Source organism: Aeromonas sp. s1(2024) (genome assembly GCF_040908005.1).
Classification (GTDB): Bacteria; Pseudomonadota; Gammaproteobacteria; order Enterobacterales; family Aeromonadaceae; genus Aeromonas; species Aeromonas caviae.
Map to the genome: position 1 here is coordinate 71,857 of NZ_JBFOCW010000007.1, position 18,714 is coordinate 90,570.

The 18,714-nt window shown below is 62.1% G+C and carries 19 protein-coding genes and 1 pseudogene; 11 read left to right on the forward strand and 9 right to left on the reverse strand.

Annotated features, from left to right (window positions below):
- Positions 1 to 21: 21 nt before the first annotated feature.
- Positions 22 to 798, forward strand: coding sequence for a glycosyltransferase family 2 protein (locus AB5Y70_RS02265; protein ID WP_010676108.1), 777 nt, complete (start codon positions 22 to 24; stop codon positions 796 to 798).
- A gap of 341 nt (positions 799 to 1,139) precedes the next feature.
- Here AB5Y70_RS02265 and AB5Y70_RS02270 read toward each other — a convergent pair whose 3' ends face one another.
- Complete coding sequence (locus AB5Y70_RS02270) at positions 1,140 to 2,183, reverse strand: glycosyltransferase family 9 protein (protein WP_102948963.1); 1,044 nt, start codon at positions 2,181 to 2,183, stop codon at positions 1,140 to 1,142.
- Positions 2,184 to 2,404: 221 nt separating this feature from the next.
- On the opposite strand from AB5Y70_RS02270, the gene coaD reads away from it, so the two are divergent.
- Complete coding sequence (coaD, locus tag AB5Y70_RS02275; RefSeq protein WP_010676110.1) at positions 2,405 to 2,887, forward strand: pantetheine-phosphate adenylyltransferase; 483 nt, start codon at positions 2,405 to 2,407, stop codon at positions 2,885 to 2,887.
- A 73-nt stretch (positions 2,888 to 2,960) separates the two neighbouring features.
- Here coaD and AB5Y70_RS02280 read toward each other — a convergent pair whose 3' ends face one another.
- The 6 genes from AB5Y70_RS02280 to radC all read right to left on the reverse strand — a co-directional run bounded on the left by AB5Y70_RS02280 (position 2,961) and on the right by radC (position 6,609).
- Positions 2,961 to 3,833, reverse strand: coding sequence for a VirK/YbjX family protein (locus AB5Y70_RS02280; protein ID WP_049636088.1), 873 nt, complete (start codon positions 3,831 to 3,833; stop codon positions 2,961 to 2,963).
- Positions 3,834 to 4,009: 176 nt separating this feature from the next.
- Positions 4,010 to 4,822 carry a bifunctional DNA-formamidopyrimidine glycosylase/DNA-(apurinic or apyrimidinic site) lyase gene (gene mutM, locus AB5Y70_RS02285; protein WP_049636089.1) on the reverse strand — a complete coding sequence of 271 codons (813 nt, stop codon included), beginning with the start codon at positions 4,820 to 4,822 and terminating at the stop codon, positions 4,010 to 4,012.
- A gap of 14 nt (positions 4,823 to 4,836) precedes the next feature.
- Positions 4,837 to 5,292 carry a hypothetical protein gene (locus AB5Y70_RS02290; protein WP_102948964.1) on the reverse strand — a complete coding sequence of 152 codons (456 nt, stop codon included), beginning with the start codon at positions 5,290 to 5,292 and terminating at the stop codon, positions 4,837 to 4,839.
- A gap of 90 nt (positions 5,293 to 5,382) precedes the next feature.
- Positions 5,383 to 5,550: a 50S ribosomal protein L33 gene (gene rpmG, locus AB5Y70_RS02295; protein WP_005323752.1), complete on the reverse strand. Its 168-nt coding sequence runs from the start codon at positions 5,548 to 5,550 to the stop codon at positions 5,383 to 5,385.
- A gap of 11 nt (positions 5,551 to 5,561) precedes the next feature.
- On the reverse strand, positions 5,562 to 5,798 hold the full coding sequence (rpmB, locus tag AB5Y70_RS02300; protein WP_005307492.1) for a 50S ribosomal protein L28: 237 nt from the start codon (positions 5,796 to 5,798) through the stop codon (positions 5,562 to 5,564).
- Positions 5,799 to 5,934: 136 nt separating this feature from the next.
- Positions 5,935 to 6,609 carry a DNA repair protein RadC gene (radC, locus tag AB5Y70_RS02305; protein ID WP_039040991.1) on the reverse strand — a complete coding sequence of 225 codons (675 nt, stop codon included), beginning with the start codon at positions 6,607 to 6,609 and terminating at the stop codon, positions 5,935 to 5,937.
- Between the two features lie 147 nt (positions 6,610 to 6,756).
- On the opposite strand from radC, the gene coaBC reads away from it, so the two are divergent.
- The 5 genes and pseudogenes from coaBC (at position 6,757) to AB5Y70_RS02330 (ending at position 10,504) form a co-directional block, all read left to right on the forward strand.
- Positions 6,757 to 7,959, forward strand: coding sequence for a bifunctional phosphopantothenoylcysteine decarboxylase/phosphopantothenate--cysteine ligase CoaBC (coaBC, locus tag AB5Y70_RS02310; protein ID WP_102948965.1), 1,203 nt, complete (start codon positions 6,757 to 6,759; stop codon positions 7,957 to 7,959).
- Positions 7,960 to 8,035: 76 nt separating this feature from the next.
- Complete coding sequence (gene dut, locus AB5Y70_RS02315; RefSeq protein WP_010676116.1) at positions 8,036 to 8,494, forward strand: dUTP diphosphatase; 459 nt, start codon at positions 8,036 to 8,038, stop codon at positions 8,492 to 8,494.
- Between the two features lie 70 nt (positions 8,495 to 8,564).
- On the forward strand, positions 8,565 to 9,161 hold the full coding sequence (gene slmA / locus AB5Y70_RS02320) for a nucleoid occlusion factor SlmA (RefSeq protein ID WP_010676117.1): 597 nt from the start codon (positions 8,565 to 8,567) through the stop codon (positions 9,159 to 9,161).
- A gap of 138 nt (positions 9,162 to 9,299) precedes the next feature.
- Positions 9,300 to 9,383, forward strand: a pseudogene (locus AB5Y70_RS02325) (nucleoid occlusion factor SlmA); the annotation flags it as partial.
- 284 nt (positions 9,384 to 9,667) lie between these two features.
- The gene (locus AB5Y70_RS02330; RefSeq protein ID WP_042864726.1) at positions 9,668 to 10,504 is read left to right on the forward strand and encodes a mechanosensitive ion channel domain-containing protein; all 837 of its coding nucleotides are present in this window, start codon (positions 9,668 to 9,670) and stop codon (positions 10,502 to 10,504) included.
- A 115-nt stretch (positions 10,505 to 10,619) separates the two neighbouring features.
- Here AB5Y70_RS02330 and AB5Y70_RS02335 read toward each other — a convergent pair whose 3' ends face one another.
- Positions 10,620 to 10,808: a hypothetical protein gene (locus AB5Y70_RS02335; RefSeq protein ID WP_029314882.1), complete on the reverse strand. Its 189-nt coding sequence runs from the start codon at positions 10,806 to 10,808 to the stop codon at positions 10,620 to 10,622.
- A 421-nt stretch (positions 10,809 to 11,229) separates the two neighbouring features.
- On the opposite strand from AB5Y70_RS02335, the gene pgi reads away from it, so the two are divergent.
- On the forward strand, positions 11,230 to 12,879 hold the full coding sequence (gene pgi / locus AB5Y70_RS02340; protein WP_049636091.1) for a glucose-6-phosphate isomerase: 1,650 nt from the start codon (positions 11,230 to 11,232) through the stop codon (positions 12,877 to 12,879).
- Between the two features lie 163 nt (positions 12,880 to 13,042).
- Here the strand turns inward: pgi and ilvC are convergent, their stop codons facing one another.
- Entirely contained in the window at positions 13,043 to 14,524 is a 1,482-nt protein-coding gene (gene ilvC / locus AB5Y70_RS02345; protein WP_039041087.1) for a ketol-acid reductoisomerase, read from the reverse strand.
- A 193-nt stretch (positions 14,525 to 14,717) separates the two neighbouring features.
- On the opposite strand from ilvC, the gene ilvY reads away from it, so the two are divergent.
- The 3 genes from ilvY (at position 14,718) to AB5Y70_RS02360 (ending at position 18,574) form a co-directional block, all read left to right on the forward strand.
- Positions 14,718 to 15,611 (forward strand): HTH-type transcriptional activator IlvY, encoded by an 894-nt coding sequence (gene ilvY / locus AB5Y70_RS02350; protein ID WP_043153306.1) that lies wholly within the window; start codon positions 14,718 to 14,720, stop codon positions 15,609 to 15,611.
- Positions 15,612 to 15,718: 107 nt separating this feature from the next.
- Positions 15,719 to 15,910, forward strand: a complete 192-nt coding sequence (locus tag AB5Y70_RS02355; protein WP_010676124.1) for a hypothetical protein — start codon at positions 15,719 to 15,721, stop codon at positions 15,908 to 15,910.
- 90 nt (positions 15,911 to 16,000) lie between these two features.
- The gene (locus AB5Y70_RS02360; RefSeq protein WP_049636092.1) at positions 16,001 to 18,574 is read left to right on the forward strand and encodes a bifunctional acetate--CoA ligase family protein/GNAT family N-acetyltransferase; all 2,574 of its coding nucleotides are present in this window, start codon (positions 16,001 to 16,003) and stop codon (positions 18,572 to 18,574) included.
- The last annotated feature ends 140 nt before the right edge of the window (positions 18,575 to 18,714 follow it).

Below are 18,714 nucleotides of genomic sequence, written 5' to 3' on the forward strand. Positions count from 1 at the left end.
ACCAACAAGAGTCCCTTGCCTGTGAAAAAACCGACCCTGGCGGCCGTCCTGATCGTCAAGAACGAAGCCGACAACCTCCGTGCCTGCCTCGCCTCCCTCGAAGGCCTGGCGGATGAAATCGTCATCCTGGACTCCGGCAGTCAGGATGACACCCCGGCCATCGCCGCCGAATTTGGCGCCCGCTTCTTCGTCAACACCACCTGGCCCGGTTTCGGCCGTCAGCGCCGCCTCGCCCAGTCTCATGTCCAGTCGGAATGGGTGCTGTGGCTGGACGCGGACGAACGGCTCACCCCCGAACTCAGGGAAGCCATCCAGGGGGTCATGGCCAACCCGGCCAGCGACACCATCTACTCCATCCCGCGCCTCTCCTGGGTGTTCGGCCGCTTCATCCGCCACAGCGGCTGGTACCCGGATCGGGTGCTGCGCCTCTACCCCAAGGCGCTGACCGGCTACAACGAGGCGCTGGTACACGAGAAGGTGGAGGTGCGCGCCAACATGAAGATCGTCAACCTGCAGGGCGACCTCCTCCACTACACCTACCGGGATCTGGAACACTACCTGGTCAAATCCGCCGGCTACGCCCGCGCCTGGGCCGATCAGCGCACCGCCCGCGGCAAGAAGGGATCCCTCGGCCAGGGGCTGGTCCACGCCGTCGGCTGCTTCCTCAAGATGTACCTGCTCAAGGCCGGTTTCCTCGACGGCAAGCAGGGCCTGCTGCTGGCCATCCTCTCCGCCCACTCCACCTTCGTCAAATACGCCGATCTCTGGGTTCGCCAGCAGCCCCAGCAGCCGAAATAGGGCATCGCGCCTCAAACATCCCATTAATCACTCACCCCTTGTTCCAGCGGAACAAGGGGCAAACCCCATTGCCATGGAGCGGGCGCAGCCCTCGCGGGGCCGCTCACGGCGCAAACCTGGGCGCCACGGACGAAAACTGGCCGCTATAAGCCGAATGCATGAATATTGGCAACATGACCCGACTCCGGCTTATACCGACAGGTTTCCCCTGCCCGGAGCCCGGGCAGACCCGTCAAGGGGGCTGTCGGGGACCACGCCCGGTCGGCTGGACTGCCAGCGGGGCGCATCCCCATACAAGACAGGACCCCGCGGGGCCCTGTCTGTATGTTCTGTGTGCGCTCTCAGCGCTCGGCGCGCCAGAAGGGCGGCGCCCAGCGGGCGATCTCTGCCGCCATGGCCTTGGGATCGAGCTGGCTCATGTCCTCCGGGTGGTCGCTGTCTTCCGGCGGGCTGAAGGGCAGATGGCGTCCCTCGCCGTTGAGCGGCCGCCAGCGCAGCGGCGTCGCCGAACTGTGTGCCGGGAAGAAGCCGACGGTCGGCACGTCCATGGCCGCGGCGATGTGCAGGGGCCCCGTGCTGCCCGCCACGAACAGGGCGGCGTTGGCCATCACCTGGCAGAACTTCGGCAGCCCCTCGTCGGAGCGATAGATCCAGCCGTTGCCCCCATGGGCCAGCAGTTCGGCCGCCAACTGCTCCGCCTTCCCCTCCTCCCCCGGGCCTGCCGTCAGCACGCACTGCAACTCAGGACAGGCCTGGTTGAGCTTGATGATGAGGCGCGAGTACTGCTCGATGGAGAGGTTGTTGGCCGAGCCACCGCTGCCCGCATGCACCATCAGCCAGGGTCGGCTGGCGTCGAGCCTGAGACGGGCGGCAACCTGCTCGCGCACCTGCAGCAGGCTCTCGGGGTCAAAGCCGAGGTAGGGTCCTTGTGGCTCTACCACGGTCTGATGCTGATCGGCGAGGAAGCGGCGCACCAGATCCAGGTTGTATTCGTACTCCGGCTTCTGGGAGCGGGAGCGGCGCTGCACCAGGCGCTGGTTGTAGAGCACCTGGGCCAGCTTCGTGGCTGGTGCCAGCCGGTAGGGAATGTGCGCCTTCCACACCAGCTTGGCATTGCGGGTGTTGGAGAAGAGGCAGATGGAGGCATCGAAGGCGGCCGCCTTGATGCGCGCCAGCAGGGCGCGTTGCTGCTCCTTGTCGGCCCGGGCACCCGGATCCAGGATGATCTCGTCGATCCATGGGCAGAGGCGGGCCAAGGGCGCCGTGTAGGCGGGAACCAGGGCAGTCACATGACACTCCATGGAGCGCTTGAGCATGGCAAAGCTCGGCCACGCCAGCATGAAGTCACCAATCTTGTCATTGCGGACTACCAGAATACGTTTCATAAAAAATCCCTATGCTCCCTGTCACCAGCGAAGGAGGCTTGATGCGCGATGCGGGTATTCTTGCCTGATGCAGGGCGATTCTCAAGCGAAGACACCACGGGGCCCCGATTTGTGCGACCCCGGCCGCCGATCAGCGCCAGAAATCCGCGCCATCCCGGTCGCGACAAACCGGCAACAGCCCCTATAATGCGACCAGTTTTCCGGTTTCAGGAATCAGCAGCATGACCAACAAGGTAATCTATCCCGGCACCTTCGATCCCATCACCAACGGCCATACCGATCTCATTGGCCGCGCCGCCAGACTGTTCGACGAGGTGGTGGTCGGGGTGGCCAACAGCCCGAGCAAACGGCCGCTGTTCGATCTCGAGGAGCGCGTTCAGCTGGCCCGGCAGGTGACGGCTCACCTGCCCAACGTCAAGGTGGTGGGCTTCTCCGGCCTGCTGGTGGATTTTGCCAGGGAGCAGCAGGCCAACGTGCTGATCCGCGGCCTGCGCGCCGTCTCCGACTTCGAATACGAGTTCCAGCTCGCCAACATGAACCGTCGCCTGATGCCCACCCTGGAGAGCGTCTTCCTCACCCCGGCGGAGGAGAACTCCTTCATCTCCTCCACCCTGGTGAAGGAGGTGGCGCTGCACGGAGGTGACATCCACCAGTTCGTCGACCCCCTGGTGGCTCAGGCCATCGCCGCCAGGCAGCAGCGCTAATCCCTCCCCTGATGGGCAGAAACGAACAAGGGCTACCCGCGGGTAGCCCTTGTTGCATCAAGGCACTGCACGCCTAGCTGCGGGCAAACTGCTGGCGGATCGCCCGCTCCAGCCCGTCCAGCCACTCGTAGCGACGCCGGTACATGGCCCGCTTCTTGGCGGCCACCTCCTCCAGCGGCTTGCGCACCACGGGTTGCAGCCGCACGAAGTTGGCGTCCTGATCGAGGGCGCCAAACTCCTGCCACAGCTCGTCGTAGTCCGCCTGCAGGCAGGCTTTCTTCTTCTTGCTGTACCGTCTTGCCTGGAAGATGTGGGCCTTCATGCGTACCGCACAGACCCGGTGGGCCCCCATGGCCCCGGCCAGCGCCATCACCAGCATCACCACCAGCGACTTGGGTCTCAGACCCTGACCCGCCCGGGTCAATGCCCGCACCTGCTCCTGGGGCTGCTCGACACAGGGCTCCGGCCCCTGCACCGACCCGATCACCAGGGCCAGCTCCTGTTCGCTGCCCGCCAGGGAGAAGGCACAGCTGTAGAGTCGCTCCCCCCGCGCGTTGACGATGGAGAGGGCCAGCTCCGCCTCCCTGCGGAAGGTGCCGTCGTGACGCAGCACGATGCGCCAGCCGCCATCGGGATAATGGCCCAGCACTATCCCCTCCCCCAGATAGAGCGGGTCGATGAGCTCGGGGTACAGGCCCAGCAGCAGGCGGTAGTGATCCTCCACCATCTTGACCCGCTGGTTCACCGTCGAGCAGGCGAAGCGATAGGGGCGCATCGGCTTGTCGAGCAGCTCGGGGTGGCGGGCGGGAAGCGCTCGCAGGGGGGCGCTCTGGAACAGCTCGAACACCCGGTTCAACTGCGCACGGTAGAGCAGACTGCGCAGCAAAAACTTGCCGCGATTGAAGGTCTTGCGGGCGCTGTCTTCGGGATAGAGGAAGCGGGCCATATCGTGGGCACAATAGTGCCCCTGCCGGGATAAATGTTCCCAGTCTATTGATTTAGCTGTCATTTTATTACCTCGCAGCCTGAACTGGCGAGATAGTAGTCATGGGCTGACGCCGCTTCAACAGACCGGAAATACTCTCTTACAACTTGGCCGGTTCCGGCTCAAAAACCCCTCTTTCAGCGTTGGCAGTGGGAGCAGAACACCGTGGTTCGCTGGCCCATCTTCACCTCGGTGAGCAGGGTGTGGCAGTGGAAACAGGGCTGGCCGCCACGGCCGTAAACCTGCAGCTGCTGCACGAAATAGCCTGGCTTGCCGTCGGCGCTGGTGAAATCCTTGAGGGTGGTGCCCCCCTGGTGAATGGCTTCGGCCAGCACCCGCTTGATCTCGCTCACCAGGGTGCCCAGCCGCTCGGCGCTGATGTTGCCCGCCGCCCGCCTGGGATGAATGCCGGCGGCATAGAGCGCCTCGTTGGCGTAGATGTTGCCCACCCCGACCACCACATGGTTGTCCATCAGGAACTGCTTGATGGCGGTGCTGCGCCCCTTCGCCCGCTCCCGCAGGTAATCGGCATGGAAGGCATCGGTGAGGGGTTCCGGCCCCAGCTTGGCGAGCAGGGCATGGGCCTCGGCCGGTTCGCGGGTCCACAGCAGGGCGCCAAAACGGCGCGGATCGTTGAGCCGCAGCAGCTTGCCGTTGGCCAGCTCGATATCCACGTGATCGTGCTTCTCGGCCGGGGTGCCGATGTCCAGCACCCGCAGGCTGCCGGACATCCCGAGATGCAGGATGGCGGTGCCGAAGTCGGTCTCCAGCAACAGGTATTTGGCGCGGCGGCTGACGCGGTGGATGACGAGATCCACCAGCTCCTGGATCTCGCCGGGCACGGGCCAGCGCAAGCGGCCGTCCCGCACCACCACGCGGGTCACCTTGATGCCGGTAAGCCAGGGGGAGATGCCCTGGCGGCTGACTTCGACTTCCGGTAATTCAGGCATGGGCGATCTCTCGTTCAGGGAATGGGACGCATCAGGTCACGGTATTGCGCCTGACTCAAGCTGAGCCAGGTCGAGGAGGGCAGCAGGGCGGCAAACTTGCCGTCGTCCTGATAGAGCCCGACTTCCACCGGATCGCTCTGTCCGGCGATCCAGATCTTGAGGGTCACCGGGGTGCCGCGCACGGGCTCGCCGGGGGGCAGCAGCCAGCCTTGCCACGCCTCGATGCGGGCCGCCAGCTGGGCGTTGCCAAGCCCCAGATCCGGCGCGCTGCGCCAACCCTGGCCGATACGCTCTATCTGCCAGCTCGGCCCCTGCCAGGTCAGCACCACGGCACTCTCCGGCAACAGCGGACGCGCGCGTTTGGCACTGTTCTCCTGCTGGGCCTGCTCCAGCCGGTGCAACAGGGTAATGACGATCAACACGACCACGATGATCACGTTGTTCCAGCCTTTGCGGCTCAGTTTGAACATGGCTAGCCTCCCTTCGAATCGGCAGTGTACTGAATTCCAGCCATAAAAAAACCCGGCACGAGGCCGGGTTTTTGCAGCGAAACCAAGTAATTACTTGATTTTGCCTTCTTTGTAGATCACATGCTGACGAATCACGGGATCAAATTTCTTGATCTCCATTTTTTCGGGCATGGTGCGCTTGTTCTTGGTAGTGGTATAGAAGTGACCAGTACCGGCGCTGGAGTTCAGGCGAATCTTATCGCGAATACCTTTAGCCATGATCTAATTCCTTATACCTTAACGCCGCTGGCACGCAGTTCAGCCAGAACCACTTCAACGCCGCGCTTGTCGATGATACGCATGCCTTTTGCGGATACGCGCAGGCTCACGAAGCGTTTTTCACTCTCAACCCAGAAACGGTGAGTGTGCAGGTTCGGCAGGAAACGACGCTTGGTAGCGTTGTTAGCGTGCGAACGGTTGTTACCAACTGCCGGGCGCTTGCCGGTTACTTGGCATACTCTAGACATGTCAGTCTCTCCAAATCTTACTTCATTGCTCGAGCAAATATCTGCCCCGCTGGCCTTCGATTGCGGGGCAAACAGAAGGCGGCATTTTATACAGCATCCGTGATCAAAGATCAACTAATACAGTGCCAGAGCCCAGTCACAACCAACCACGCTCTGCGAAAGAAACCGTGATGCCATCACCGATCACCAGGTGATCAAGCACTCTGATATCGACCAGGGCCAGGGCGGCCAGGATCCGATCCGTGATCTGGCGGTCCGCCCGACTGGGCTCGGCCACGCCGGACGGGTGATTATGCGCCAGAATCACGGCGGCTGCATTATGTTTGAGCGCGATCTGCACGATTTCTCTGGGCCAGACGCTCGCCGAGTCGAGGGTGCCGTAAAAAAGTTCGACAAACCGGATGACCCTGTGCTGGTTGTCGAGCAGCAGCAGGGCGAACACCTCCCGCCCCCGATCCCGCAACTGGGCTTGCAGAAAGTCACGGGTAAGCCCGGGCGAGGTGAGCGCCTCTCCCCGTTGCAACTGTTCGGCCAGATGGCGCCGCCCCATCTCCAGCACCGCCTGCAACTGGGCATACTTGGCAGGTCCCAGCCCGTGAGCGCCACAAAAATCCTGCTGCTCGGCCCCCAGCAGTGCCCGCAGGGAACCAAACTGCTGCAACAACTGGCGGGAGAGATCCACCGCACTCAACCCGCTGACCCCGGTGCGCAGGAAGATGGCCAGCAGTTCGGCATCGGAGAGCGTCGCCGCCCCTCGGCGCAGCAGCTTTTCCCTCGGGCGCTCCTCTTCCGGCCACTCCTTGATGCTCATTTGTCTCTCCCTCATGGCTATTGAGAGAAAACATAGCAAAGAATCCCGCGAGCCCGACCACAACTCCCCCATGTCAGCCTCTGTCGCCACCCATTGCCTGTGCTATCTTAGCCGACCAGTCAGAGTGAGCCGGAAGAGAAGCAGCAGATGAGATTGGCCGATAAACGCATCCTGTTGGGTGTCAGTGGCGGGATCGCCGCCTACAAGAGTGCCGAACTGGTACGTCGCCTGAAAGATCAGGGGGCCGAGGTGCGAGTGGTGATGACCCGCTCCGCCAAGGAGTTCATCACCCCGCTGACCCTGCAAGCCGTCTCAGGCCACCCGGTGGCCGACAGTCTGCTGGACCCGGCTGCCGAGGCGGGCATGGGCCACATCGAGCTGGCCAAGTGGGCCAATCTGGTGCTGATCGCCCCCGCCAGCGCCAATCTGATGGCCCGCATGGCCGCCGGCATGGCGGACGAGCTGCTCACCACCCTCTGCCTTGCCACCCCGGCGACTGTCGCCCTGGCGCCAGCCATGAATCAGCAGATGTATCGCAACGCCGCTACCCAGGCCAACCTTCAGACCCTCGCCGAGCGCGGCATTCAGCTGTGGGGGCCGGATTCCGGCAGCCAGGCCTGCGGCGACGTGGGCCCGGGCCGGATGCTGGATCCCCTGGAACTGGTGGAACGCTGCTGCCAGCAGCTCGCCGCCGAACCGCTCCTGGCAGGCGTCAGGCTGCTGCTCACCGCCGGGCCGACCCGCGAGGCGCTGGATCCGGTGCGCTATATCAGCAACCACAGCTCCGGCAAGATGGGCTACGCCATCGCCCGCGCCGCGCGCGAAGCGGGCGCGGAGGTGACCCTGGTGAGCGGCCCGGTGGCACTGGCCACCCCGGCCGGCGTTACCCGCATCGATGTGGAGAGTGCCCTGCAGATGCACGAAGCAGTGATGAGCCGGGTCGGTGAGTGCGACCTCTTTATCGGCTGCGCTGCCGTCGCCGACTACCGTCCCGCCCAGGTGGCCGAGCAAAAGATCAAGAAGACCGGCGACAACGACCAAATGCAGCTGACCCTGGTCAAAAACCCCGACATCATCGCCGATGTGGGGGCGTTGTCAGACAAACCCTTCACCGTCGGATTTGCCGCCGAAACCGTGGATGTGGAACAATACGCCCTCGACAAACTTCGACGTAAGCGGCTGGACATGATCGCAGCCAACGATGTGTCCCGTGCAGGCCAGGGTTTCAATGCCGATGACAACGCCCTGACCGTCTTCTGGCAAGGGGGTCAAGCCGCCCTGCCCCTGGCCGATAAGCTGACGCTCGCCCGTCATCTTGTCGCCCTGATTGCACGCCATTATCGACCCTGAGCCCATTGAACATGCCGGGAGCCCCAGGCTCCTGCAGTACCACCCGATCGCCAGGCGATCCAATTGAAAAAGATTCATGACGACACAAATTGAACTGAAAATCCTGGATGCCCGCATCGGCACCGACTTCCCGCTGCCCGCTTACGCCACACCGGGCTCCGCTGGCATGGACTTGCGCGCCCTGCTGGATGCCCCGCTGACCCTGGCCCCAGGCGACACCACGTTGGTGCCGACCGGGCTGGCCATTCACATCCAGGATCCGGGTCTGTGCGCCACCATCCTGCCCCGCTCCGGCCTCGGCCATAAGCACGGCATCGTGCTGGGCAACCTGGTCGGCCTCATCGACTCCGACTACCAGGGTCAGTTGATGGTCTCGGTCTGGAACCGTGGCAACGACAGCTTCACCATGCAGCCTGGCGAGCGCATCGCCCAGCTGGTGATCCTGCCGGTGGTACAGGCCAGCTTCCAGTTGGTCGACGAATTCAATCAGAGTGAACGGGGTGAAGGCGGGTTTGGTTCTTCTGGTCGCCAATAACAAGACCACACGGCCCCCTGGGGCACGTGCCAAATAATAGAATCAAGCCATTGTTTTTTTAGGGGAATCCATGGCAAGCAGTAACCAGAAACAGAGTCGGCGCGATCAGATCCTGCAGGCACTCGCCCACATGCTGGAAACCAGCCCGGGCCAGCGCATCACCACGGCACGCCTCGCGGCCGAGGTGGGCGTGTCCGAGGCGGCCCTCTACCGGCATTTTCCCAGCAAGGCGAGGATGTTCGAGGGGCTGATCGACTTTATCGAGGATTCCCTGCTGTCACGGGTCAACCTGATCATGGCCGAAGAGAAGGACACCATGGCCCGCTGCCATCACATACTGCAGCTGCTGCTGGTGTTCGCCGAGCGCAACCCCGGCATCACCCGCATTCTCAATGGCGATGCCCTGCTGGGCGAACACGATCGGCTGCGGGATCGCATCAGCATTCTGTTCGACAAGCTGGAGACCCAGATCAAGCAGGTACTGCGCGAGAAACGGCTGCGGGAAGGCCAGGGCTTCCAGCTCGACGAGACCATGCTGGCCAACCTGCTGCTGGCCTATACTGAGGGCCGCATCAGCCAGTTCGTCCGCTCGGAGTTCAAAATCAAGCCCACCGCCGGGTTTGAAGATCAGTGGCAGTTTATCCGCAGCCAGCTGCTGCAAAGCTGAGCCAGCAGACCGCATCAACCAATGCACGTCCGCTCCGAGTGCACAATCAAGCCCACTGCCGGCTTTGAAGATCAGTGGCAGTTCATCCGCAGCCAGCTGCTGCAAAGCTGAGCCAGCAGACCGCATCAACCAATGCACGTCCGCTCCGAGTTCACAATCAAGCCCACTGCCGGCTTTGAAGATCAGTGGCAGTTTATCCGCAGCCAGCTGCTGCAAAGCTGAGCCAGCAGACCGCATCAACCAATGCACGTCCGCTCGGAGTTCAACATCAAGCCCACTGCCGGGTTTGAAGATCAGTGGCAGTTTATCCGCAGCCAGCTGCTGCAAAGCTGAGTGCGCACATGCCCAGCGTCCCTGCGCCAGCAGGGTTGTGACAAAGCGGGAGGCCTTGGCCTCCCTTGCTTTTTGTGGCACAAAAGAAGAGACAAGCACCAGATGCGACCCAGCTTGTCGCGCTCAAGTGTTAGATTCATCTGCCATAAATCTTCACACCAACAGGACATCCTATGGAACCCGAGATCATTACCGAAGCACAGACCTGGCTGACCAACAACCAGGGACTGATCATCGAGTATGCGGTCAACATCGCCGCCGCCCTGATCACCCTGCTGGTCGGTTACATTGCCGCCAACCTTCTCAGCGGTGGCGTGGTCAAGGTGATGCAGACCCGCAAGCTGGACACCACCGTCACCCACTTCGTCGGCAGCATCCTCAAATACACCATTCTGGTGTTCGTGGTGATCGCCGCTCTGGGCCGGGTCGGGGTGCAGACCGCCTCCTTCGTGGCCATCATAGGTGCCGCCGGTCTGGCCATCGGTCTGGCGCTGCAGGGCTCTCTCTCCAACTTTGCCGCCGGTTTCCTGCTCATCATCTTCCGCCCCATCAAGGCAGGGGAATTCATCGAGGTGGCAGGCACCAATGGCGTTGTGCAATCGGTGCAGCTCTTCACCACCACCCTCACCTCGGGTGACAACAAGATGGTGGTAGTGCCGAACTCCGCCATCCTCAACGGCACCATCGTCAACTACTCGCGCATGGATACCCGCCGCGTCGACATGACCTTCGGCATCGGCTACGGCTCCGACCTGCGCAAGGCCAAACAGATCCTGGAGCGGCTGGTGAGCGAAGAGCCCCGCATCCTGAAGGAGCAGGCCGCCACCATTGCCGTTGCCGCGCTGGCCGACTCCTCGGTCAATATCGTGGTGCGTCCCTGGGTCAAGACCGGTGATTACTGGGGTGTCTGGTTCGACTTCCACGAGAAGGTGAAGCTCACCTTCGACGCCGAGGGCATCGAGATTCCCTTCCCCCAGCGTGTGGTCCACATGCAAAAGACTGCGGATTGATCCTCGGTGTGCGTTCTCCAGTGCCAGCCTTCGGGCTGGCACTGTCGTTTCTGCCTTCTGTGACATGAAAAAACCGGCCACAGGCCGGTCTTGCGCACCAGGTCGCACCGCGTTCTCACCCCAGCCGGCGTGCAACCCGGTTGAGCAGGGGCTGCATCAGCACATAACCCCCCAGCACGGCTCCGATCACCGCCAGTACGCGGATCTCCAGCGTCGGCGCCGCATTGGCCAGCGTCAGGGTCAGCAAACCGATGAGGCCGGTGGCGATCAGGCTCAGGGCAAACAGGGATAACAGGGCTTTCATCTCGATCTCCTCATTCCACACCATTGATTCCATACCTTGGCCATCCCTGGGAGATCTCGTCCATTCGGCTCATATGATAGCCAGCGTCTGTTGCCCACCATTTGCGCCTGCTCAAAAAACCGTCCGATGAGCGTCTGTTGAATACCCTTTGATCTGTCACGCCAGCTTTCCAGAGCCACGGCCGCGCTCCCCTTGAAATGAAAGCCTTTTCAACCCGAGCAAGCATGCGCGAACGCAAGATCCCGGGGTACTGAGTGACTCATAATCGCACTGTTTTGGTTGTACACTCCCTCGTTGCAGACAATTGGTAATGCTCTGTTACACGGGGCGCACGGAGTGCCCGGTATAATGCTCGCATAATAAGGTTTGGCGGGAGCCTTGCCTGCAAGGTTCAAACACAACTTGGAAGACTGATAATCCTATGAAAAATATCAATCCAACCCGGACCCAGGCCTGGCAGGCACTGGAAGCCCATTTTGCAGCCAACAAGGAGATGCGTCTCAAGGATCTGTTCGCACAGGATCCCAAGCGTTTTGACAAGTTCTCCCTCACCTTCGGTGGCGACATCCTGGTCGACTACTCCAAGAACCTGATCACCGAAGAGACCCTCAAGCTGCTGGTGAACCTGGCTGGCGAGACCGATCTGCGCAGCGCCATCGACGCCATGTTCAACGGCGACAAGATCAACATGACCGAAGGACGCGCCGTACTGCACACCGCCCTGCGCAACCGCTCCGACCGTCCCATCGAGGTTGACGGCAAGGACGTGATGCCGGAAGTGAACGCCGTACTGGCCAAGATGAAGGGCTTCTGCGAGAAAGTCATCGGTGGCGAGTGGAAGGGCTATACCGGCAAGGCCATCCAGCACGTGGTCAACATCGGCATTGGTGGCTCCGATCTGGGCCCCGTCATGATCACCGAGGCCCTGCGCCCCTACAAGAATCACCTGGAGATGCACTTCGTCTCCAACGTCGACGGCACTCACATCGCCGAGACGCTCAAGAAGATCGATCCGGAAACCACCCTGTTCCTGGTGGCCTCAAAGACCTTCACCACCCAGGAGACCATGACCAACGCCCTGACCGCCCGCGACTGGTTCCTCGGTCACGCCGGTGACAAGGCTCACGTGGCCAAGCACTTCGCCGCCCTGTCTACCAACGGCAAGGCCGTGGCCGAGTTCGGCATCGACACCGACAACATGTTCGAGTTCTGGGACTGGGTCGGCGGTCGTTACTCCTCCTGGTCCGCCATCGGCATGCCCATCGCCCTCTCCCTCGGCTTCGAGCACTTCGAGGCCCTGCTGCAAGGCGCCTTCGAGATGGACATGCACTTCGCCACTGCCGCCAATGAACAGAACGTGCCCGTACTGCTGGCCCTGATTGGCCTGTGGTACAACAACTTCCATGGTGCCGAGTCCGAAGCCATCCTGCCGTACGATCAGTACATGCATCGCTTCCCTGCCTACTTCCAGCAAGGCAACATGGAGTCCAACGGCAAGTACGTGGACCGCGACGGCAATCCGGTGGACTACCAGACCGGCCCCATCATCTGGGGTGAGCCGGGTACCAACGGCCAGCACGCCTTCTACCAGCTGATCCACCAGGGCACCAAGCTGATCCCCTGCGACTTCCTAGCGCCGGCCATCAGCCATAACCCCATCGGTGACCACCATCCGAAGCTCCTGGCCAACTTCTTCGCCCAGACCGAGGCCCTGGCCTTCGGCAAGAGCAAGGAAGCGGTGGAGGCCGAGTTCCTGGCCGCCGGCAAGACCCTGGAGCAGGTCAAGGATCTGGTGCCGTTCAAGGTGTTCGAAGGCAACCGCCCGACCAACTCCATCCTCTTCAAGCAGCTGACCCCGAAAACTCTCGGCTCCCTGATCGCCATGTACGAGCACAAGATCTTCGTACAGGGTGCAATCTGGAACATCTTCTCCTTCGACCAGTGGGGTGTGGAGCTGGGCAAACAGCTGGCCAACAAGATCCTGCCGGAGCTGGGCACCGATGAAGCCGTCACCAGCCACGACGGTTCCACCAACGGCCTGATCAACACCTGGAAAGCCTGGAAGGCCTGATTGCTCCCGCCCTCCAGAATGCAAAAGCCCCGCTCGATGAGCGGGGCTTTTTTATAGGCTTCAATCTGTCTGTTTGCATCATCCGGACGACAGGCCAGGTGTCTAAGCCAGCCAGTAACGGGGATCGTCATCCCCGCCCCTTCCGATGCCGCTCAGCGAAGGCTTAACCGCCGACGGCAATACGCTTCATGTCCTTCATGTAACCACGCAGGGTCTGGCCGATCTTCTCGATCGGGTGGTTGCGGGTCGCTTCGTTGGCAGCCAGCAGGGCCAGGTTGTCCACCGCCTTGCTCTCGGCACGGGCACTGCCCAGGTCCCCTGCTTGCAGGGTCGGCATGAAGTGCTCACGCAGCAGCGGCACGGCGGCGTTGGCGAACAGGTAGTTGCCGTACTCCGCGGTGTCGGAGATGACCACGTTCATCTCGTACAGACGCTTGCGGGCGACGGTGTTGGCGATCAGCGGCAGCTCGTGCAGAGACTCGTAGTAGGCAGACTCTTCATAGATACCGGAGGCCACCATGGTTTCGAACGCCAGCTCCACACCCGCCTTGACCATGGCCACCATGACCACGCCATTGTCGAAGTACTCCTGCTCGGCGATCTTGCCGGCATAGGCAGGGGCATTCTCGAAGGCGGACTTGCCGGTCTCTTCGCGCCAACCGAACAGCTTGGCATCGTCTTCGGCCCAGTCAGCCATCATGCCGCGGGAGAACTCGCCGGCGATGATGTCATCCATGTGCTTCTCGAACAGCGGACGCATCAGGGTGCGCAGTTGCTCGGAGAGCTCGAAGGCACGCAGCTTGGCCGGGTTGGAGAGGCGGTCCATCATCAAGCTGATGCCGCCCTGCTTCAGGGCCTCGGTGATGGTCTCCCAGCCGAACTGGATCAGCTTGCCGGCATAGGCCGGGTCGGTGCCCTCGGCAACCAGCTTGTCGTAGCAGAGCAGGGAACCGGCCTGCAGCATGCCGCACAGAATGGTCTGCTCGCCCATCAGGTCGGATTTCACTTCCGCGACGAAGGAGGATTCCAGCACGCCGGCACGGTCACCACCGGTAGCAGAGGCCCACGCCTTGGCGATGGCCATGCCCTCGCCCTGGGGATCGTTCTCCGGGTGGACGGCGATCAGGGTCGGTACGCCGAAGCCGCGCTTGTACTCTTCACGCACTTCGGTACCCGGGCACTTGGGCGCAACCATCACGACGGTGATGTCGGAACGGATCTGCTGCCCCTCTTCCACCACGTTGAAGCCGTGGGAGTAGCCCAGCGCGGCGCCCTGCTTCATCAGCGGCATCACGGTTTTGACGACGTCGGAGTGCTGCTTGTCCGGAGTCAGGTTCAGCACCAGATCGGCGGTCGGGATCAGCTCTTCATAGGTGCCGACCACGAAGCCGTTGTCGGTGGCCTTCTGCCAGGAGGCGCGCTTCTCGGTGATGGCGGCCTTGCGCAGGGCGTAGGAGATGTCCAGCCCGGAGTCGCGCATGTTCAGACCCTGGTTCAGGCCCTGGGCGCCACAGCCCACAATCACCACCTTCTTGCCCTTCAGCACGTTGCAGCCGTCCGCGAACTCTTCGCGCTGCATGAAACGACACTTGCCCAGCTGGGCCAACTGCTGACGCAGGTTCAAGGTGTTGAAATAGTTAGCCATGGTGATTGCTCCGTTCGATTGATTCCATGCCGGATGGCGGCGTTGTCGAAACCACTATAGCGCGGGACACTTATTGCCTGAACTGATATATTCGAAACAGTACGTTGCAGGAATTGAAATGTGATTTCCCGCAATCTCCCGCCGCCGAGCCATCGTGCTACAGGGCGCCTGACAACGCCGCAGGAATAAAAAGATGGACCTTCGCAATCTCGAACTGTTTCTCCACCTCGCCGACTCCCTCCACTTCGGCAAAAGCGCCGATGCCATGGCGGTCAGCCCCTCCACCCTGAGCCGCGCCATCCAGCGACTGGAACAGGAGACCGGCTGCGTGCTGTTCGAGCGGGACAACCGCTCGGTGCGGCTCACCCCTGCTGGTGACAAGCTGCGGGAGTTTGGCGGTGCCTTGCTGCAGGAGTGGCGCCAACTCAAACAGGAGCTCAAGCGCAGCGACGAGCCGCTGCAAGGGCGGTTGCGGGTCTTCTGTTCGGTCACCGCCAGCTACTTTCTGTTGCCCGAAGTACTGGAGCGCTTTCGCCGCCGTTATCCCCAGCTGGAGATCAAGCTGGAGACCGGCGACCCGGCGCTGGCGGTGGACAAGATCCTGGCTGACGAAGCCGATCTCGCCATCGCCGCCCGCCCGGATGCCCTCTCCGCCAAGCTGGAATTTGCCAGTCTGCAGCAGGTACCGCTGGTGTTCATCGCCCCCCGCACCGCACCGCAGCAGAGCCAGTGGTTTTCTCAGGGAGAGCCAGACTGGGAGCGGCTGCCACTGATCCTCTCCGAGCAGGGGCTGGCCCGAAAGCGCTGTGATCAATGGTTTCGCAACAAGGGGATAGCTCCCAACATCTATGCAGAAGTGGCGGGCAACGAGGGCATCGTCGCCATGGTGGCCCTCGGCTTCGGTGTGGGTGTCGTGCCTGCCGCCGTCATCGATCACAGCCCCATGGGGGACAAGGTGCGTGTGGTAGAGCCCAAACCGGCGCTCAAGGCGTTCGACGTCGGCATCGCCGTGCTCAAGAAGCGGCTGGAAGAGCCGCTGATCCGCGCCTTCTGGGACACCGCACGCGGCCAGGGAGGCCTTCGCTGATCCGGCAGGCGTCGGAGCCACTGTGAGTGTCAAATGTATCAGTATGAAAGTGGGGGAGAAGAGGGGACACTGGCCGGCACCATCCAGCCACCATCAAGGAATAGAGCGTGAGCCAGCATCTTGTCGAAATCCGCAGTGCCATCCTGTTCGCAGAATATCTGCAAAGCCTCGGGGTCCAGCGCCATGAACTCGATCGGGAGCAGGAGATCTATCTCCAGGACAGGCACCTCGCCACGGTGCAATGCATTCAGGGGGAGCTGCGCTTTTATCTGCGCGCCAGCGCACTGGCCAGATCGTGATCCGCAATCGGTCACAGAACCCGCACGCAAAGCGTATTAGACTGGCACCATCCGTCCCCCTCGCCCCGGGGGCCACCACGAGGAGTGCCCATGAAACAAAGCGGCCTGGATCGGCTCTTCAAACCTCACTCGATCGCCGTCATCGGCGCCTCCAGTGATCCGCAGAAGGCAGGCCATGTGGTCATCCGGCACCTGCTGGCGGGTCAGTTCCAGGGCCCTATACTACCCGTAGCCCCCCGCAGCCAGGCCATCGCTGGCGTGCTCGCCTATCCGGACATAGAGAGCCTTCCCTTCTCCCCCGATCTCGCCATCGTCTGTACCCGGCGCGAACGGGTACTGCCGCTCATCGAGGAGCTCGGCAAGAAAGGAACCGGAGCCGCCATCATACTGGCCGCCCAGTTCTCCACTGACGAGCGCCTGCGGCTCAAGCATCTGTGCCAGCAATACGGCATCCGGCTGCTCGGCCCCAACAGCATGGGCATGCTGCTCCCCGGGCAGGGTATCAACGCCAGCTTTTCCCCCATTGCAGCGACTCCGGGACAGGTGGCGTTTCTCTCCCAGTCTGCAGCGGTCAGCACCACCATCCTGGATTGGGCCAAGCAGCGCGAAATCGGCTTCTCGGCCTTCATCTCCCTAGGCGATCATTGCGACATCGACTTTGGCCAACTGCTGGATCAGCTCTCCCGGGACGGGACGACCCGCGCCATCCTGATCTACATGGACAAGCTGCACGATGCCAGGCACTTTCTCTCCGCCGCCCGTGCCGCCTCGCGTAACAAACCCATCCTGATCCTCAAGAGCGGTCGGCACGACCCGGCCAACGGTCTCGACAATGTCTATGATGCCGCCATCCGCCGGGCTGGCATGCTGCGCGTCCGGGATACCCACGAACTGTTTGCCACTGTCGAGACCCTGAGCCACTCCCTGACCCTCAAGGGGGAGCGGCTCGCCATCCTCTCCAACGGGCGCGGTCTCGCCAACATGGCCGCAGACGTACTGCTGTCTCGGGGAGGCAAGCTGGCGATGCCACCCCTCGACATCGGCAGCGATGCAGATATCGAGGCCTACAAGAGTGCACTCGAGACGCTGCTCCAAGGGGACAGTGCCGATGCCATCCTGCTGATCCATGCACCGTCCCTCACCGCCCGAGGTGTCACCCTCGCCAGCAACCTGATCGACTTCATCAAGCAGCATCCCAGGGCCAGACGATTCAACATACTGACCAACTGGGCAGGCGAATACTCCGCCCAAGAGGGGAGACGCCTGTTCAACGAGGCGGGCATCCCGACCTATCGCACCCCGGAAAGCGCCGTCACGGCCTTCATGCACATGGTGGAATATCGCCGCAACCAGAAACAGTTGATGGAAACACCGGCCTCCCTGCAAGGCGACAGGCTCGATGTCGAGCGCTGCCAGCAGCTCCTTGGGCAAGCGCTGGACCGCCAGCAGCGGGTGCTGGACACCCACCTGGCCCATCCCATCTTGCAGGCAGCCGGGCTATCCACCCTCGCGACCTGGATCGTCTCCGATGCCATCGAGGCAGCACTGACTGCAGAACAGATTGGCTACCCCGTAGCGGTGAAGCTGCGATCTCCCGACATCGCCCACAAATCCGATGTACACGGTGTCATGCTGAACCTGCGCACCTCGGCGGAAGTCGCCCAGGCGGCGGATGCCATTCTAGACAGGGTACGTCAGCGCGATCCTGGCGCCCGCATAGAAGGGCTTCTGGTACAACGCATGGCACGCCGCAGCGGGGGTCTGGAGCTGCGGATCCGCTTGCAGCAGGATCCGGTCTTCGGCCCCGTCATCCTGCTCGGGGAATCCGGCGCCGAGCCCCGCGACATGGTCGCGGCCCTTCCTCCCCTCAACCAGGCACTGGCTCGCTACCAGATCATTGGTGCCCTCAAGGATGGCAAGATCCGCGAGCAGGCCAGTCCGGTACGGCTCGATATCGACGCCCTCGGCCAGGTGCTGTGCCAGCTCTCCGAGCTGCTGCTGGCCTTCCCCGAGATACAAGAACTGGATCTGCACCCGCTGCAGGCCTGTGATGAAGAGATGGTGATCCTGGATGCCCGGCTCGTCCTGGCAGAGCGAGGACAACAAGTTCTGCCACTGGCCATTCGCCCCTATCCCACCGAGCTGGAAGAGGGTGCCTGGCTGAAAGATCAGAGTCATGTGCTGCTGCGCCCCATTCGCCCCGAAGACGAGCCGGCCCACAAGCAGTTCGTGCGGCAGGTGTCTGATGAAGACAGGTACAAACGCTTCTTCGCCGACGTGGGGGAGCTGGGGCATGAGGAGCTGGCCCGCATGACCCAGATCGATTATGACCGGGAAATGGCCTTCGTCGCCGTGGGTCAGGACGGCCCTTTCAGCCAGCAGATCCTGGGAGTGGTGCGAGCCATTGCCAGCCCGGATCAATCGGATGCGGAGTTTGCCATCCTGGTCCGCTCAGACTTGAAAGGCCTCGGACTCGGCAAGTTGATGATGGAAAAGATCGTGCGCTATGCCAGAGAGCGTGGCATAGGCCAGCTCTCTGGCATGACCATGCCCAGCAATCGCGGCATGATCAATCTGGCCAAACGGCTCGGTTTCAAGATCGATATTCAGCTGGAAGATGGGATAGTCAACATGGAGCTTCCCTGCGCTGATCAGGTTGTATAACGATGCAATCGTGGTGGTAAATCAACCAGATATGGATGGATAACGTGAATTTCAGGCAATAAAAAACCCCGCTCGAGTGAGCGGGGTTTCTTGTATTGGGTGCCTGGCAGTGTCCTACTCTCGCATGGCGAATGCCACAC

Coding starts and splice junctions, on each gene's coding strand:
- AB5Y70_RS02270 (WP_102948963.1), bottom strand. CDS start 2,183: ATGAAACGTATTCTGGTAGTCCGCAATGACAAGATTGGTGACTTCATG.
- coaD (WP_010676110.1), top strand. CDS start 2,405: ATGACCAACAAGGTAATCTATCCCGGCACCTTCGATCCCATCACCAAC.
- AB5Y70_RS02280 (WP_049636088.1), bottom strand. CDS start 3,833: ATGGCCCGCTTCCTCTATCCCGAAGACAGCGCCCGCAAGACCTTCAAT.
- mutM (WP_049636089.1), bottom strand. CDS start 4,822: ATGCCTGAATTACCGGAAGTCGAAGTCAGCCGCCAGGGCATCTCCCCC.
- AB5Y70_RS02290 (WP_102948964.1), bottom strand. CDS start 5,292: ATGTTCAAACTGAGCCGCAAAGGCTGGAACAACGTGATCATCGTGGTC.
- rpmG (WP_005323752.1), bottom strand. CDS start 5,550: ATGGCTAAAGGTATTCGCGATAAGATTCGCCTGAACTCCAGCGCCGGT.
- rpmB (WP_005307492.1), bottom strand. CDS start 5,798: ATGTCTAGAGTATGCCAAGTAACCGGCAAGCGCCCGGCAGTTGGTAAC.
- radC (WP_039040991.1), bottom strand. CDS start 6,609: ATGAGCATCAAGGAGTGGCCGGAAGAGGAGCGCCCGAGGGAAAAGCTG.
- coaBC (WP_102948965.1), top strand. CDS start 6,757: ATGAGATTGGCCGATAAACGCATCCTGTTGGGTGTCAGTGGCGGGATC.
- dut (WP_010676116.1), top strand. CDS start 8,036: ATGACGACACAAATTGAACTGAAAATCCTGGATGCCCGCATCGGCACC.
- slmA (WP_010676117.1), top strand. CDS start 8,565: ATGGCAAGCAGTAACCAGAAACAGAGTCGGCGCGATCAGATCCTGCAG.
- AB5Y70_RS02330 (WP_042864726.1), top strand. CDS start 9,668: ATGGAACCCGAGATCATTACCGAAGCACAGACCTGGCTGACCAACAAC.
- AB5Y70_RS02335 (WP_029314882.1), bottom strand. CDS start 10,808: ATGAAAGCCCTGTTATCCCTGTTTGCCCTGAGCCTGATCGCCACCGGC.
- pgi (WP_049636091.1), top strand. CDS start 11,230: ATGAAAAATATCAATCCAACCCGGACCCAGGCCTGGCAGGCACTGGAA.
- ilvC (WP_039041087.1), bottom strand. CDS start 14,524: ATGGCTAACTATTTCAACACCTTGAACCTGCGTCAGCAGTTGGCCCAG.
- ilvY (WP_043153306.1), top strand. CDS start 14,718: ATGGACCTTCGCAATCTCGAACTGTTTCTCCACCTCGCCGACTCCCTC.
- AB5Y70_RS02360 (WP_049636092.1), top strand. CDS start 16,001: ATGAAACAAAGCGGCCTGGATCGGCTCTTCAAACCTCACTCGATCGCC.